Source organism: Rhodanobacter sp. LX-99, assembly GCF_018599185.1.
In the GTDB taxonomy this organism is placed as follows: domain Bacteria; phylum Pseudomonadota; class Gammaproteobacteria; order Xanthomonadales; family Rhodanobacteraceae; genus Rhodanobacter.
Genome location: NZ_JAHFVL010000001.1, coordinates 1,131,020 through 1,147,055, shown reverse-complemented (window position 1 = coordinate 1,147,055; position 16,036 = coordinate 1,131,020). Strand labels below are relative to the sequence as shown.

14 protein-coding genes and 1 other RNA gene are annotated in these 16,036 nt (G+C 69.1%); all 15 read left to right on the top strand.

From position 1 onward, the window contains the following. Nucleotides 1-30 precede the first annotated feature (30 nt). On the top strand, nt 31-864 hold the full coding sequence (gene rsmI, locus KK131_RS05530) for a 16S rRNA (cytidine(1402)-2'-O)-methyltransferase (protein WP_214555691.1): 834 nt from the start codon (nt 31-33) through the stop codon (nt 862-864). An 86-nt stretch (nt 865-950) separates the two neighbouring features. Beyond that, nucleotides 951-1,313: RNase P RNA component class A (gene rnpB, locus KK131_RS05525), an RNA gene on the top strand. Between the two features lie 316 nt (nt 1,314-1,629). After that, nucleotides 1,630-2,085 (top strand): division/cell wall cluster transcriptional repressor MraZ, encoded by a 456-nt coding sequence (gene mraZ / locus KK131_RS05520; RefSeq protein ID WP_214556655.1) that lies wholly within the window; start codon nt 1,630-1,632, stop codon nt 2,083-2,085. Nucleotides 2,086-2,395: 310 nt separating this feature from the next. Beyond that, nucleotides 2,396-3,328 carry a 16S rRNA (cytosine(1402)-N(4))-methyltransferase RsmH gene (rsmH, locus tag KK131_RS05515; protein WP_214555690.1) on the top strand — a complete coding sequence of 311 codons (933 nt, stop codon included), beginning with the start codon at nt 2,396-2,398 and terminating at the stop codon, nt 3,326-3,328. 5 nt (nt 3,329-3,333) lie between these two features. After that, nucleotides 3,334-3,594, top strand: a complete 261-nt coding sequence (ftsL, locus tag KK131_RS05510; RefSeq protein WP_214556654.1) for a cell division protein FtsL — start codon at nt 3,334-3,336, stop codon at nt 3,592-3,594. After that, nucleotides 3,591-5,405, top strand: a complete 1,815-nt coding sequence (locus KK131_RS05505) for a penicillin-binding protein 2 (RefSeq protein ID WP_214555689.1) — start codon at nt 3,591-3,593, stop codon at nt 5,403-5,405. Before ftsL ends, KK131_RS05505 begins: the two co-directional genes overlap by 4 nt. Further along, nucleotides 5,402-6,910 (top strand): UDP-N-acetylmuramoyl-L-alanyl-D-glutamate--2,6-diaminopimelate ligase, encoded by a 1,509-nt coding sequence (locus KK131_RS05500; protein ID WP_214555688.1) that lies wholly within the window; start codon nt 5,402-5,404, stop codon nt 6,908-6,910. The genes KK131_RS05505 and KK131_RS05500 overlap by 4 nt, the downstream gene beginning before the upstream one ends. Next, the gene (gene murF, locus KK131_RS05495) at nt 6,907-8,289 is read left to right on the top strand and encodes a UDP-N-acetylmuramoyl-tripeptide--D-alanyl-D-alanine ligase (RefSeq protein WP_214555687.1); all 1,383 of its coding nucleotides are present in this window, start codon (nt 6,907-6,909) and stop codon (nt 8,287-8,289) included. The genes KK131_RS05500 and murF overlap by 4 nt, the downstream gene beginning before the upstream one ends. Next, nucleotides 8,279-9,382 carry a phospho-N-acetylmuramoyl-pentapeptide-transferase gene (mraY, locus tag KK131_RS05490; protein WP_214555686.1) on the top strand — a complete coding sequence of 368 codons (1,104 nt, stop codon included), beginning with the start codon at nt 8,279-8,281 and terminating at the stop codon, nt 9,380-9,382. The genes murF and mraY overlap by 11 nt, the downstream gene beginning before the upstream one ends. Continuing rightward, nucleotides 9,382-10,623, top strand: coding sequence for a putative lipid II flippase FtsW (gene ftsW / locus KK131_RS05485; RefSeq protein ID WP_214555685.1), 1,242 nt, complete (start codon nt 9,382-9,384; stop codon nt 10,621-10,623). Before mraY ends, ftsW begins: the two co-directional genes overlap by 1 nt. Continuing rightward, on the top strand, nt 10,620-11,693 hold the full coding sequence (murG, locus tag KK131_RS05480; protein ID WP_214555684.1) for an undecaprenyldiphospho-muramoylpentapeptide beta-N-acetylglucosaminyltransferase: 1,074 nt from the start codon (nt 10,620-10,622) through the stop codon (nt 11,691-11,693). Before ftsW ends, murG begins: the two co-directional genes overlap by 4 nt. After that, nucleotides 11,690-13,129, top strand: coding sequence for a UDP-N-acetylmuramate--L-alanine ligase (gene murC, locus KK131_RS05475; RefSeq protein WP_214555683.1), 1,440 nt, complete (start codon nt 11,690-11,692; stop codon nt 13,127-13,129). The genes murG and murC overlap by 4 nt, the downstream gene beginning before the upstream one ends. 2 nt (nt 13,130-13,131) lie before the next feature. Further along, nucleotides 13,132-14,067, top strand: a complete 936-nt coding sequence (locus KK131_RS05470) for a D-alanine--D-alanine ligase (RefSeq protein ID WP_214555682.1) — start codon at nt 13,132-13,134, stop codon at nt 14,065-14,067. Then, nucleotides 14,064-14,798, top strand: coding sequence for a cell division protein FtsQ/DivIB (locus KK131_RS05465; RefSeq protein WP_214555681.1), 735 nt, complete (start codon nt 14,064-14,066; stop codon nt 14,796-14,798). The genes KK131_RS05470 and KK131_RS05465 overlap by 4 nt, the downstream gene beginning before the upstream one ends. Continuing rightward, nucleotides 14,795-16,027, top strand: coding sequence for a cell division protein FtsA (ftsA, locus tag KK131_RS05460; protein WP_056387557.1), 1,233 nt, complete (start codon nt 14,795-14,797; stop codon nt 16,025-16,027). Before KK131_RS05465 ends, ftsA begins: the two co-directional genes overlap by 4 nt. Nucleotides 16,028-16,036 lie beyond the last annotated feature (9 nt).

The following is a 16,036-nucleotide window of genomic DNA, read 5'->3' as shown; positions in this document are numbered from 1 at the left end:
ATTGCCGGCTCACGGCGCAGGAGTATGACGATGTCAGCAGTTCAGCCAGGTTGCTTGTGGGTGGTGGCTACCCCCATCGGCCATCGCGATGACCTGTCCGCCCGCGCGATCGAAACCTTGCGTGCGGTGGCGGTGATCGCTGCGGAAGATACCCGGCACAGCCGGCCGCTGCTGGTGCATCACAACATCGACACGCCGTTGATCGCGTTGCACGAGCACAACGAGCGCGATGCGGTGGACGCCATCGTGCGCCGGATGCAGGGCGGCGATGCGGTGGCGCTGATCTCCGATGCGGGCACGCCGCTGATCAGCGATCCGGGTTTCCGGCTGGTGCGCGCCGCGCGCGCCGCGGGCATCCGTTGCGTTCCGGTGCCGGGCGCCTGCGCGGCGATCGCGGCGCTGTCGGTGGCTGGCCTGCCCAGCGACCGTTTCGTGTTCGAAGGCTTCCTGCCGCCGAAAGCGGCCGCACGGCGCAGCCGGCTGCAGGAGCTGGCGGGCGACGCGCGCACGCTCATCTTCTATGAGTCGTCGCATCGGGTCGCCGAAAGCCTGGCCGACATGCGCGACGTGTTCGGCACCGGGCGCGAGGCAGTGCTGGCGCGCGAGCTGACCAAGCTGTTCGAGACGGTGATCGGCGAGCCGCTGGTGGAACTGGCCGCACGCGTGGCGGGCGATCCCGACCAGCAGCGCGGCGAATGCGTGATCCTGGTCGCCGGACGTGGCGAGGAGGCCGATGCGAAACTGGCCGAAGGCCAGCGCGTGTTCGCGATCCTGCGCGAGGAACTGCCGCCGGCGAAGGCGGCGAAGCTGGCTGCCGCGATCAGCGGCGCGCCGCGCAAGCTCCTGTACCAGGAGAGGGAATAGAGAATGGGAAATAGGGAATGGTCAAAGCGCGCGCGCCGTACCTCTCCTATTCCCCATTCTCTATTCCCAGCCGGTACACTGGCCATGGAGTCGGCCGGACAGTCGCGTCGCGCGCAAGCGCATCGAGGAAAGTCCGGGCTCCGCAGGGCAGAGTGCCAGGTAACTCCTGGGCAGCGTGAGCTGACGGCCAGTGCAACAGAGAGCAGACCGCCGATGGCCCGCAAGGGCACAGGCAAGGGTGAAAGGGTGCGGTAAGAGCGCACCGCGTACGGGGCCAACGCCGTACGGCACGGTAAACCCCACTCGGAGCAAGACCAAATAGGGGAACGATAACGCGGCCCGCGTTGTTCCCGGGTAGGTTGCTGGAGCCAGGCGGCGACGCCTGGCCGAGAGGAATGACTGTCGCGTCGCGAGACGTACAGAACCCGGCTTACAGGCCGACTCCACCTCTTTCATGCCCTCATCACCACCGCGATCCGTCGTCGCGGTGGTGATGAGCGTATCTGTGTGAACGGCGATTCATCCCCGAGCGGTATCACGGCGTCGGTTCGGCCGGATTTCACCCGGTTTTGGCTCAAACCTGTGCATTTGAATTGATAAAAAATTCCCTGCTTTCAAACACCTTGCCGGCGTTCCTGAGAATATGCTGCATGTACGGTCAGCATTCTGCCTTTACTCCTTGATTCACAAGCGAAATTCCCTTGACAGTCTCATGGGGCGAGATTATCGTGGGCTCCAGTGTGAAATCGTGGGTTTTAGTGGAGTCTGCTGATCGTGTTTCAGGGCGAAACCGCCATCACCATCGACGACAAGGGTCGCCTGACCATTCCGACGGCATATCGGGAGCAGGTGGCGGGCGAATGCGCCAATCGTCTGGTGATCACCTACAACCCGTTCGAGCCGGGTTGCCTGTGGCTGTTTCCGCATGGCGAGTGGGAACAGGTACGCGACCAGGTGAATGCCTTGTCCAAGGTCAAGGCCGCCCATCGCGACATGCAGATGAAGCTGGTGGGCGCCGCTGCCGTGGTCGAGCCTGACGGCGCGGCGCGGGTTCTGCTGCCGGCAAGCCAGCGCGCCGCGGCGGGCATCGAGAAGAAAGCGGTGTTGCTGGGCATGGGCAACAAGTTCGAGCTGTGGAGCGAACAGGCCCATCTGGCCAAGATCCGCCAGGTCATTGGCGAGGACGAAATCACGGAACAAATGGCGGATCTTCGCCTTTAGCCGGCAACGGCAAGGCAGTCGAATTTGGCGGGACGGGAGCGGGAGTGCGGCATGGCCAAGAGCCTGAATTCATGTGCCGGATGGTCCGCGCCGGGAGCTGCTTGCTCGCAAGGCAAGGAAGAGTGAGGGAGTGTATGTCGATACACGACCGAATGATGACGCCGCCTTGTGGGCAAGCAGACCCGGCCCTTTGGGTTGTCCCGCTGTGGCCGCCATGCGGCAGCGCGCGGCTTGGCCAAGGAAATCCCTTGGCCGGCGCCACGCACTACCACCTGACAGCCACAGCGGGACAACGCGGACTATCCGGCACATGAATTCAGGCTCCAAGCAGTTGCGGCACATCCCGGTGATGCTGGGTGAAGCAGTGGAGGGACTCGCCGTGCAGGCTGGCGGGCGCTATCTCGATGGGACCTTCGGTCGCGGCGGTCACGCCCGCGCGGTTCTGTCGCGCCTGGGTCCCGACGGCCGCCTGCTGCTGATGGACCGCGACCCCACCGCGATCGCCGCGGCGCAGGCGGAGTTCGCCGGCGATCCGCGCGTGGCGATCCGGCATGCGAATTTCTCCAGCCTGGCCGAGTGGGACGAGACCGCCGCCGGCCTCGACGGCGTGCTGCTCGACCTGGGCGTGTCCTCGCCGCAGCTGGACGAGGCCGCACGCGGCTTCAGCTTCATGGCCGATGCGCCGCTGGACATGCGCATGGACACCACCCAGGGCGAAAGCGCCGCGGATTTCCTGGCGCAGGCCAGCGAGCGCGAGATCGCCGACGTGCTGTGGCACTACGGCGAGGAGCGCCACAGCCGGCGCATCGCCCGCGCCATCGTGGCCGACCGCGACGCCACCCCGTTCACCCGCACCGGCCAGCTGGCCGCGTTGATCGAGCGCGTGGCGGGCCGGCGCGAGCCGGGCAAGCATCCGGCCACGCGCAGCTTCCAGGCGCTGCGCATCCGCGTGAACGGCGAGCTGGACGCCCTGCAGCAGGGCTTGGATGCGGCGCTGGAACGGCTCAGGCCCGGCGGCCGGCTGGCGGTGATCAGTTTCCATTCGCTGGAGGACCGCGCGGTGAAATTGTTCATCCGCGATCACTCCGGTCGCGTGCAGAACAGCCGCCGCGGGCCGCCGGTGCAGGCCGCGCCGGCGCGGCTGGCGGCAGTCGGCAAGGCGCAGTTCCCGTCCGACGCCGAGCTGGCGGTGAACCCGCGTGCACGCTCGGCCGTGCTGCGCGTGGCGGAGAAGTTGTCATGAAGGCGATCGGCGCCCTGTGCCTGCTGACCCTGCTGGTCGCCGTGCTGGCCAGTGCGCTCGGCGTGGTGTGGACGCGCCACGAGAGCCGCGTGCTGTTCGTCAACCTGACTGCGCTGCAGAACCAGCGCGACGAGCTGAACATCGAATACGGCAAGCTCGAACTGGAGCAGGCCACCTACGCCGAACCGCGGCGCATCGACGACGAGGCCCGGCAGAAGCTGGGCATGGTCGATCCGCGCCCGCAAGACATCCGGTTGCTGCGATGAGCTGGCGCAGCCACAGCATTCCCCCTCAGTCCGGCCGGCGCCGCAGCGCCGGCCCCAGCGCGCGCCGGCGCATGGTGGTGGTGGTCGGCCTGCTCGGACTGGCCTCGATCGGCCTGGTCGCGCGCGCGTTCGACCTGCAGGTGGTGCGCAAGCAGTTCTACCAGCGCCAGGGCGATGCGCGCTTCCTGCGCGAGATGCCGATCCCGGTGTCGCGCGGCACCATCTTCGACCGCAACGGCGAGCCGCTGGCGGTGTCGACCCCGATGATGTCGATCTGGGCGAACCCGTCCGAAGTGCTCGACAACGACGAGCGCATCCCCGCACTGGCGCAGGCGCTGGGCGTGGATGCGGACGGCCTGAAAGCGCAGCTGGCGCAGCGTTCCGACCGCGAGTTCGTGTACCTGCGCCGGCAGATGGCGCCGGCCGCGGCGCAGGCGGTGCTGGACCTGGGCATTCCCGGCATCAACGGCCAGCGCGAGTTCAAGCGCTACTACCCGTCCGGCGAAGTGACCGCGCACGTGCTCGGCTTCACCAACATCGACGACCGCGGCCAGGAAGGCCTGGAACTGGCCTACGACGACTGGCTGGCCGGCAAGCCTGGCGCCAAGCGTGTCATCCGCGACCGCATGGGCCACGTGGTGGAAGACATCGAGCAGGTGCGCGCGCCGAAGCCGGGGCAGAACCTCACGCTCAGCATCGACCGGCGCATCCAGTTCCTCGCCTACAGCGAGCTGAAGAACACGCTGGAGAAATCCCAGGCCGACTCCGGCTCGATCGTGGTGCTGGACGCGAAGACCGGCGAAGTGCTGGCGATGGCCAACCTGCCGACCTACAACCCGAACGCGCTCAGCGGCAGCAGGCCGGGCCAGCGGCGCAACCGGGCGATGACCGACGTGCTCGAGCCGGGCTCCACCGTGAAACCGATCCTGATGGCGGCGGCGCTGTCCAGCGGCAAGTACACCCCGACCAGCCCGCTCATCGACACCACCGGCGGACACTGGTATTTCCAGGGCCACGACATCCACGACACCCACAATTACGGGGTGCTGACGCCGACCGGCGTGATCACCAAGTCGAGCAACGTGGGCGCCGCGCGCATCGCGATGACGCTCGATACCGGCCTGATGTACGACACCTATCGCGCGTTCGGTTTCGGCAACAGCACCGAAAGCGGCTTCCCCGGCGAGGCCTCCGGTTACCTGCGGATCGGGCGCGACTGGCGGCCGCTGGAAAAGGCCATCCTGGGTTACGGCTACGGGCTCAACGTGACCGTGCTGCAGCTGGCCAATGCCTACGCCACCATCGCCGACGGCGGCGTGATGCACAGCCCCACCTTCATCAAGGGCAACGACAACGCCGCAAAACAGATCATCTCGCCGCAGATCGCGCACGAGCTGGTGCAGATGATGGAGACGGTGACCGGTCCGGGCAGCACGGGCACGCCGGCGCGCATCGCCAACTATAGCGTGGCCGGCAAGACCGGCACGGCGCACAAGGCGAGCGTCGGCGGCTACGACAAGAACAGCTATACCTCCGCATTCGCCGGCGTCGTGCCGGCGTCGAATCCGCGCCTGGTCGGCGTGGTCGTCATCGACAATCCGCAGAAGGGCAGCTATTACGGCGGCACGGTCTCCGGACCGGTGTTCGCCAAGGTGATGGAAGGCGCGCTGCGCCTGCTCGACGTGCCGCCGGACAACATCGGCCGCTGGTATGTCGGTGGTCCGCTGCAGAGTCCGGATGGGCTGGTCGGCAGCAAGCCGCCGGTCGATGCGCCGCTCGACGATGCCCCGGTCGACGAGGACACGCCATGAGCACCGGTCATCTCGACCAGTTGCTGCTGGGCATCGCCGATGCACCGATCGCCGCCGCGCCGGCGACTGGCCGCATCGTGGTGTCCGGCCTGACCCTCGATTCGCGCCGGGTGCAGCGCGGCGACGCGTTCTTCGCCTTGCGCGGCAATCAGGCCCACGGCGTCACCTTCGCCGCCGGCGCCGTGCAGCGCGGCGCCAGGGTGGTGCTGGCCGAGGCGCCCGCGCCCGGCGAGGTCGAGCCGCTGGAAGTTCCCGTTCTGTGGATCGACGGCCTGCATGGCCAGGTCAGCGAAATCGCCGCGCGTTTTTACAATCGTCCCAGCGAGTCGATGCGGATGGTCGGCGTCACCGGCACCAACGGCAAGACGTCGTGCGTGCAGTTGCTGGCGCAGGCGCTGACCCTGCTCGGCCATCGCGCGGCCTCGATCGGCACGCTCGGCGCCGGCGTGCACGGCCGGTTGCGCGAAGGCGAGCGCACCACGCCGGATGCGATCAGCGTGCAGGCGCTGCTGGCGGAATTCCGCGACGCCAGGGTCGACCACGTGGCGATGGAGGTGTCGTCGCACGCGCTGGAGCAGGGCCGCGTGGGTGCCGTGGATTTCGAGGTGGCCGCGTTCACCAACCTCACCCGCGACCACCTGGACTACCACGGCAGCATGGAGGCCTACGGCGCGGCGAAGGCGAAGCTGTTCGCCTGGCCGGGCCTGCGTGGCGCGGTGATCAACATCGACGATGCGTTCGGCCGCGAACTGGCGGCGCAACTGCCTGCCGGCGTGCGGCGCCTGCGTTTCAGCATGGCCGACGACAGCGAGGCGGAGGTCGCCGCCAGCGCGATCGTCACCTCGGCCGAAGGGCTGGCGTTCCAGCTGCGCACGCCGTGGGGCACGCGGGCGATCCACAGCCATCTGATCGGCCGCTTCAACGTGGCCAACCTGCTCGCCGTGGTGGGTTGCCTCGGCGCGCTGGGCGAGCCGTTCGCGCGCATCGTCGAAGCGGTCGAGCAACTGCAGCCGGTCAACGGGCGGATGAGCCGGCTCGGCGGCCTGCGCGGCCAGCCGCTGGTGGTGGTCGATTACGCGCATACGCCGGACGCGCTGGAGCAGGCGCTGACCGCGGTGCGCGCGCATTGCGCCGGCAAGCTGATTTGCGTGTTCGGCTGCGGCGGCGAGCGCGATGCGGGCAAGCGTCCGCTGATGGGCGAGATCGCGGCGCGGCTGGCCGATGTGGCCATCGTCACCGACGACAACCCGCGCGGCGAAGACGGCGACGCGATCGTGGCGCAGATCGTCGCCGGCATGGCCGCGGCGCGCGCGATGGCCGTCGAACGCGACCGCGCGGTGGCGATCGCCGACGCGCTGCAGCTGGCGCACGCCGGCGACGCCGTGCTGATCGCCGGCAAGGGTCACGAAACCTACCAGGACGGCGCCACCGGCAAGCATCCTTTCGACGACATGGCGGTGGCGCATGCCGTGCTGGAACGGATCAGCCAGGAGCCGCGCGCATGATGTCGCTGAGCGCCATCGCCGTGTGGACCCACGGCCGCCTGCTTGGCGGCGATGCCGAGATCACCGGCGTCGCGATCGACACGCGCAAGCTGCGGCCCGGCGACCTGTTCGTGGCGATCAAGGGCGAGCGGGCGGACGGCCACGACTACCTGGACGAGGCCGCCGCGCGCGGCGCGGTCGCCGCGCTGGTCACGCGCAAGGTCGACAGCGAACTGCCGCAGGTGCTGGTGAACGACACGGAGCTGGCGCTGGGCGACCTGGCCAGCGCGGTGCGCGCCCAGCGCGACGTGCGCGTGGTCGGCATCACCGGTTCCAACGGCAAGACCACGGTGAAGACGCTGGTTGCCTCGATCCTGTCGCGGCACGGTCGTACCCATGTCAGCGCGGGCAACTTCAACAACGAGCTGGGCCTGCCGCTGAGCCTGCTCTCGATGCCGCTGGACACCGAATACGCGGTGTTCGAGATGGGCGCCGGCAAGCCGGGCGACATCGCCTACCTGGCTGCCATCGCACGGCCAGATATCGGCCTCGTCACGCTCATCGCGCCGGCGCATCTTGCGCGCATGGGCAGCATCGAGGGCGTGGCCGAGACCAAGGGCGCGCTGTACCAGGCGTTGCCGGCGGACGGCATCGCGATCATCAACGCCGACGATGCGTTCGCCAGTTTTTTCGGCGGCCTGGCCGGCGCGCGCAGGCAATTGCGTTTCGGTCTCGATCAGCCGGCCGATGTCGGCGCCGACATCATCGAGCAGCGCGTGGACGGTTCGCGCTTCGTGTTGAGCACGCCGCGCGGCGACGCCGAAGTGGCGTTGCCGTTGCCCGGACGCCACAACATCGCCAATGCACTGGCGGCGACGGCGGTGGCGCTCGCGCTTGAGGTGCCGCTGGAAACCATCGTGACCGGACTGGAGCAGGTGCCCGGCGTGGCCGGTCGGCTGCGCCGCGAGACGATGGATGGTGGCTGGACTTTGATCGACGACAGCTACAACGCGAACCCCAGCTCGATGGCGGCGGCGATCGACACCTTGCTGCTGGCCGGCGGCGAACGCTGGCTGGTGCTGGGCGACATGGCCGAGCTGGGCGCGGATGCGCACGCGCTGCATGCCGGCATCGGCGCGCGGGCGCGCGAGCACGGCGTCGACCGGCTGTTCGCAGTCGGTCCGCTCGGCGTGGCCACGGTCGAGGCCTTCGGCGCGGGCGGCGAGCATTTCGACGACAAGGCCGCGCTGATTGCCGCGCTGCGGGCGCAACTGCACGCGGGCGTCACCTGCCTGGTGAAGGGCTCGCGTTCGGCCGGCATGGAGCAGGTGGTGGCGGCGCTCGGCGGCCATCCGGGTCATGCGGACAAGAACAAGGGGGACGCATCCGATGCTGCTTGAACTGGCCGACTGGATGGCACGGCATTTCACCGCGCTGCATCTGTTCCAGTACATCACCTTCCGCACGATCATGGCTGCGCTCACCGCGCTGTCGCTGTCGCTGCTGTGCGGGCCGTGGCTGATCAACCGGCTGGCCGCGCTGAAGGCCGGGCAGGTGGTGCGCAGCGACGGTCCGCAGACGCACCTGGTCAAGGCCGGCACGCCGACCATGGGCGGCGTGATGATCCTGCTCTCGGTCACCGTCGCCACCCTGCTGTGGGCCGACCTGCACAACCGCTACGTGTGGGTGGTGCTGGCGGTGCTGCTGAGCTTCGGCGCGATCGGCTTCTACGACGACTACCGCAAGCTGGTGCTGAAGGACAGCCGCGGCCTGGCCAGCCGCTGGAAGTATTTCTGGCAGTCGGTGTTCGGCCTCGGCGCGGCGCTGTTCCTGTATTACACCGCGCCGCATGCGGCGGCGGCCGGCCTGCCGGTGGCGGAGACCGCGCTGTACGTGCCGCTGTTCAAGCACGTGGTGCTGCCGCTGGGATTGTTCTTCGTGGTGATCACCTACTTCATGATCGTGGGCTTCTCCAACGCGGTGAACCTCACCGACGGGCTGGACGGCCTGGCGATCATGCCCACCGTGCTGGTCTCCGGTGCGCTCGGCGTGTTCGCCTACCTGGCCGGCAACAAGGTGTTCTCCGAATACCTGGGCATCCCCTCGATTCCCGGCGCGGGCGAGCTGGCGATCTTCACCGGCGCGCTGGCCGGGGCGGGGCTGGGGTTCCTGTGGTTCAACACGTATCCGGCGCAGGTGTTCATGGGCGACGTCGGCGCGCTGGCGATGGGCGCGGCGCTCGGCTGCGTGGCGGTGATCGTGCGCCAGGAAGTCGTGCTGCTGGTGATGGGCGGCGTGTTCGTGATGGAAACCGCCTCGGTGATGATCCAGGTGGCGAGCTTCAAGCTCACCGGCAAGCGCGTGTTCCGCATGGCGCCGATCCATCACCACTTCGAATTGAAGGGCTGGCCCGAGCCGCGCGTGATCGTGCGCTTCTGGATCATCAGCGTGGTGCTGGTGCTGGTCGGTCTGGCCACGTTGAAGGTGCGCTGATGCCGATCTTCGACGCCACCACCCAAGCCAAACGCCGTACCGGACCGCGCGGCAGCTTCGACCTGTGGCTGCTGGTCGCGCTGGTCGGGCTGGCCAGCGTGGGCGTGGTGATGGTGACGTCGAGCTCGATCGCGGTGGCGGACAGCCAGCACATCGGCGCGTTCTATTTCCTGAAGAAGCACTTGCTGTTCCTCGGCCTGGGCCTGTTCGCGGCCGGCATGGCGATGCGCACCGAGCTGAAGCTGCTGGAAAAATATGCGTTCCCGCTGCTGGCGCTGGCGTTCCTGATGCTGCTGGCGGTGTTCGTGCCGCACCTCGGCATGCGCATCAACGGCGCGCGGCGCTGGCTGAACCTGCTGGTCACCACGTTCCAGCCGGTGGAGGCGGTAAAGCTCATTCTGGTGGTCTACGTCGCCAGCTACCTGGTGCGTCACCGCGAGAACGTGGAAACGAAGTTCCTGGGCCTGTTCAAGCCGGTGCTGGTCGCCGGCATGATCGTGCTGTTGCTGCTGGCGCAGCCGGACTTCGGCTCGGCCACGCTGGTGATCGCGGTGACCATCGCGATGGTCTGGCTGGGCGGCGCGCGGCCGATCTTCCTGTTCCTGATGGGCTTGCCGCTGATGCCGCTGCTGTACGTGGCGGCGACCGGCGAGAGCTACCGCATGAAGCGGCTGACCTCGTTCATGGACCCGTGGAAGGATCCGTTCAACGACGGCTTCCAGCTCACCCAGTCGCTGATGGCGATCGGCCGCGGCGAATGGACCGGGGTGGGGCTGGGTTCCAGCGTGCTGAAGCTGTCCTACCTGCCGGAGGCGCACACCGACTTCATCTTCGCGGTGATCGGCGAGGAACTGGGCCTGGCCGGCGTGATGCTGGTGATCGGCCTGTTCGGACTGGCGGTGGGGCGCGGCCTGTACCTGGGCCTGAAGGGCGTCGAGGTGGGCCAGCGCTTTGCCGGCTACGTCGCGTTCGGCGTCTCGCTGATGCTGGCGATGCAGGCGTTCGTGTCGGTCGGCGTGAACCTGGGCGCGTTGCCGACCAAGGGACTCACCCTGCCGCTGATCAGCTACGGCGGCTCGTCGATGGTGCTGACCTGCGCCATGGCCGGCGTGCTGCTGCGCGCCACCTACGAGATCAACCGCGCGCTGGACGCGCGGCAGATGGCCACGCGCATGCCGGCGGCGGTGGCCGCCGCCGATGCGAACGTCGCGGCGAAGCCGCGCGAGGCGGTGGCTGCATGAATACGCAAGCGCCCGTCCTCATCATGGCCGGCGGTACCGGCGGCCACATCTTCCCCGGCCTGGCCGTGGCCGAGTGCCTGCGTGCGCAGGGCGTGCCGGTGGTATGGCTGGGCGCGGTCGGCGGGATGGAGACGAAGGTGGTGCCGGCGCAGCGGATCGAGCTGCACGCGGTGGCGGTCGGCGGCTTGCGCGGCAAGGGCATCAGGACCCGGCTGCTGGCGCCGCTGATGCTGCTGCGCGCGCTGTTCGCCTCGCTGGCCGTGCTGCGCCAGGTGCAGCCGCGCAGCGTGTTGTCGATGGGCGGCTACGTGGCCGGCCCCGGCGGCCTCGCCGCATGGCTGCTGCGCCGGCCGCTGCTGGTGCACGAGCAGAACCGCGTGGCCGGGTTCACCAACCGCAAGCTGGCCGGACTGGCGAAACGCGTGCTGGCCGGTTTCGCCGGCGCGTTGCCGCGGGCTGAGTGGGTCGGCAACCCGGTGCGCGAAGCGATCGCGGCGCTGCCGCCGCCGGCCGAACGCATGGCCGGACGCGGCGGCAAGCCACGCCTGCTGGTGCTGGGCGGCAGTCTCGGCGCCCGTGCGCTGAACCTCGCTCTGCCGCAGGCGCTGGCCCAGCTGACCCCGGCGCAGCGTCCCGAAGTGCTGCACCAGTGCGGCAGCCGCGGTCTCGACGAAGCGCGTGCGGCGTATGCGAAGGCCGGCGTCGAGGCGCAGGTGGTCGCGTTCATCGACGACATGGCCGGCACCTATGGCTGGGCCGACCTGGCCGTTTGCCGCGCCGGCGCGCTGACCCTGGCCGAACTGGCCGCGGCCGGGCTGGGCGCGGTGCTGGTGCCGTTCCCGCACGCGGTGGACGACCATCAGACGCGCAATGCCGAAGTACTGATGGCGGCCGGAGCCGCCGAACTGATGCAGGAGAACGAGCTGGACGTACAGATTCTGGCGCAGCGGCTGGAGTCGCTGTTGGGTGATCGCCGCCGCTTGCTGGCGATGGCAGAAGCCGCGCGCACGCTGGCCAAACCCGACGCGGCGCAGGTCATCGCGCGCGCTTGTCTGGAGGTGGCCGCATGACGCCGCGTCGACTGCATGCGCATGAAGATCCGATGAGCACCTTCCGCCGGGTGCACTTCATCGGCATCGGCGGCGTCGGCATGAGCGGCATCGCCGAGGTGCTGCACAACCTCGGCTACGCGGTGTCGGGCTCCGACCGCGCCAACTCGCCCACCGCACAGCGGCTGCAGCAGCTGGGCATCGTCGTGCACGTCGGCCACGCCGCGGAAAACATCGGCGACGCCGACGTGGTGGTGACCTCCAGCGCGATCAGGCAGGACAACGCGGAGCTGGTCGCGGCCCGCGCGGCGCGCATCCCGGTGATTCCGCGCGCGGAGATGCTGGGCGAGCTGATGCGCTTCCGCCGCGGCGTGGCGATCGCCGGCACCCACGGCAAGACCACCACCACCAGCCTCACCGCCAGCGTGCTGGCCGAGGCCGGCTACGACCCGACCTTCGTGATCGGCGGCCAGCTCAACGCGGCCGGCGCGAACGCGCGGCTCGGCACCGGCCAGTACCTGGTCGCGGAAGCCGACGAATCCGACGGCTCGTTCCTGCTGCTGTCGCCGGTGATCGCCGCGGTCACCAATATCGACGCCGATCACCTGGAGAACTACCACGGCGATTTCGCCGAAGTGAAGAAGGCGTTCGCCGACTTCCTGCACAGGCTGCCGTTCTACGGCCTGGCCGTGCTGTGCGTGGACGACCCCGAAGTGGCCGCGCTGGCGAAGTCCACCACGCGCCGCGTGATGACCTACGGCATCGACACCGCGGACGCCGACGTGCGCGCGTTGAACGTGAGCCAGCACGGCTTCGAAATGCACTTCGACCTGCTGCTGCCGGGTCGCGACGAAGCGTTGCCGGTGAAGCTCAACCTGCCGGGCCGGCACAACGTGCTGAACGCGCTGGCCGCGTCCGCGATCGGCTGGCAGCTGGGCGTGGAGGCGGAGGCGCTGGCGCGTGCGCTGGAGAACTTCCAGGGCGTCGGCCGGCGCTTCCACCGGCGCGGCGAGATCGCGCTGGACCAGGGCCACGTGCTGCTGGTCGACGATTACGGCCATCACCCGCGCGAGCTGGCCGCGGTGTTCGCCGCCGCCCGCGGCGGCTGGCCCGAGCGCCGCCTGGTGGTCGGCTTCCAGCCGCACCGCTACAGCCGCACGCGCGACCTGCTGGACGATTTCGCGAACGTGCTGGCCGAGGTCGACGTGCTGGTGCTGACCGACGTCTACCCGGCCGGCGAAGCGCCGATCGCCGGCGCCGACGGCCGCGCGCTGGCGCGCGCGGTGCGCGCGCGCGGCAAGGTCGATCCGGTGCTGGTCGAGCATCCGCGCGAGCTGAAGGAAACCTTGCCGGCGCTGCTGCGCGATGGCGACCTGCTGCTGCTGCTCGGCGCCGGCGATATCGGTGCGGCGGCGGTCGAGCTGGCCCAACTCGGCAACCTGAGGACGAACAAGTGAGCATGAAGGTGACAAATCCAGCGCAGTTCGGCCGTGTCGCCGTGGCGATGGGCGGCAGCTCGGCCGAGCGCGAAGTCTCGCTGGATTCCGGCCGCAACGTGCTGGAAGCGCTCAAGGCGCGCGGCGTGGACGCGCATGCGGTCGACGGCATCCCGGCGCTGCTCGACGCGCTGCGCACCGACCGCTTCGCGCGCGTGTTCAACATCCTGCACGGCCAGCATGGCGGCGGCGAAGACGGCGTGCTGCAGGGCGCGCTGGAAGCGATGAACGTGCCGTACACCGGTTCGGGCGTGCTTGGTTCGGCGTTGTCGATGGACAAGACGCGTTCGAAGCGCGTGTGGCAGTCGCTTGGCCTGCCGACGCCGAAGTTCGTGGCCTTGCCGCGCGGCGCGGATGTGCACGCGGCGGCGAAGCAGATCGGCTTCCCGTTGATCGTGAAGCCGGCCTGCGAGGGTTCCAGCGTGGGCGTCACCCGCGTGTTCGAGGAATCGCAGCTCGACCAGGCGGTCGAGCTGGCCGCGAAGTATCCGGGCGACCTGCTGATGGAAACCCTGATCGAGGGTGACGAGCTGACCGTCGGCATCCTCGGCCGCCAGGTACTGCCCAGCATCCACATCGTGCCGAAGGGTGCGTTCTACGACTACAACGCGAAGTACATCGCCGAGGACACGCTGTACCTGTGCCCCGGCCTCGAAGGCGACGCCGAGGCAGAGCTGCGCGCCCTGGCGCTGCAGGCGTTCGATGCGCTGGGTTGTGCCGGCTGGGGCCGCGTCGACGTGATGCGCGATCGCGCCGGCCGCAACTGGCTGCTGGAAGTGAACACCGCGCCGGGCATGACCTCGCACTCGCTGGTGCCGAAGGCGGCCAAGGCGGCCGGCATCGACTACCAGGAACTGTGCTGGCGCGTGCTGGAAACCAGTTTCCGGGAGGGCATGTGAAAGGAACCATCCGCCTCGTCGCCTGGTGCCTCGCCATCGCGCTGGTCGCGCTGCCGATCGTCGGCGTGCTGCGCGGGTGGTTTGCGGCCGGGCGCTGGCCGGTGACCCAGTTGACGGTGCAGGCCGAGTTCAAGCACCTCAGCGCGGACGACATCCGCGCCGCGGTGCGGCCGCGCCTGGGCAAGGGTTTCTTCGCGCTGGATCTCGATGCGGTGCAGAAGGCCGTCGCCGCGCTGCCGTGGGTGGAGTCGGTCGAGGCGCGCAAGCGCTGGCCGGACACCTTGCAGTTGCGCATCTACGAGCGCCAGCCGTTCGCCCGCTGGAACGACAGGCAGCTGATCAGCCGGCAGGGTCTGGTGTTCGACGCGCCGGGCATGGATGGCGTCGGCGCGCTGCCGAGCCTGCATGGCCCGGATGCGCGACTGGCCGAGGTGGTCAGCTTCTATGCGGAAACCCGCAAGGCCTTTGCCGGCACTCAACTGCAGATCACCGGCGTGGCGCTGACCGACCGCGGCAGCTGGAGCGTGAGCATGGCGGACGGCGCGCAGATCGTGATCGGCGACCGCGAATACGCCGGGCGCCGGCTGCGTCGCTTCCTCGACGTCTACCCGCAGCTGATCGCCGGCCACAGCGACGGCTTCGCCTATGCCGATCTTCGCTACACCAATGGATTCGCCGTGCGCTGGCCGCAGACGGCCGCCGTCAACGCTGGAGGTTCGCCCCGCTCATGAAGCCGCGCAATGACAAGCAATTGGTGGTCGGGCTCGACATCGGCACTTCGAAGGTGGTGGCGATCGTCGGCGAGTACGAGCCGGGCGAACCGATCACCGTGATCGGCATCGGCACCCACGTCTCGCGCGGCATGAAGCGCGGCTCGGTGGTCGACATCGAATCGACCGTGCACTCGATCCAGCGCGCGGTGGAGGAAGCCGAGCTGATGGCCGGCTGCGACATCCGCTCGGTCTACGCGTCGATCTCCGGCAGCCACCTGGAAACCCGCAACTCGCACGGTAACGCGGCGATCCGCGACCGCGAAGTCACCGCCAGCGACCTGGAGCAGGTGCTGGAGGCGGCCAGCGCGGTGGCGATCCCGGCCGACCGCAAGGTGCTCTACAAGGAGTCGCAGGAATACCGCATCGACGGCCAGGACGGCATCCGTGCGCCGATCGGCATGAGCGGCGTGCGGCTGGAGGCGAACGTGCACCTGGTCACCGGCGCGGCGGCGGCGGTGCAGAACGTCACCAAGTGCATCCAGCGCTGCGGCCTCACCGTGGACGAGCTGGTGCCGTCGGCCGTCGCCAGCGCGAAGGCGGTGCTGACCGACGACGAGCGCGAGCTGGGCGTGTGCCTGGTCGACATCGGCGCCGGCACCACCGACATCGCGATCTACACCCAGGGCTCGATCCGCTACACCGCCTCGCTGCCGGTCGGCGGCGACCAGGTCACCAGCGACATCGCCTACGGCGTGCACACGCCGACCGCGCACGCGGAGGAGATCAAGATCAAGTACGCCTGCGCGCAGACCGGGCTGGCGCACGCCGAGGAAACCATCCAGGTGCCCAGCGTGGGCGACCGCCCGCCGCGCCGGCTGGCGCGGCAGTCGCTGGCGCAGAGCGTGCAGGCGCGCTACGAGGAGATCTTCGAGATGGTGCAGGACCAGCTGCGCCGCTCCGGCTACGAGAGCCTGGTCGCGGCCGGCGTGGTGCTGACCGGCGGCGCCTCGAAGATGGAAGGCGCGCTGGAGCTGGCCGAGGAGATCTTCCACAAGATGGTGCGCATCGGCGTGCCGCAGCAGATCGACGGCCTCGGCGAAGTCGTTTCCAGTCCGCTGCACGCCACCGGCGTGGGCTTGCTGCTGCACGGCTCGCGCGCCGGCGGCACGCGCATGGGCGGTTCGGGCGGCGGCAGCGTCGGTGGCCTGGTCGGCAAGTTGCGCGGCTGGCTCACCCGGAATTTCTGATGACGATTT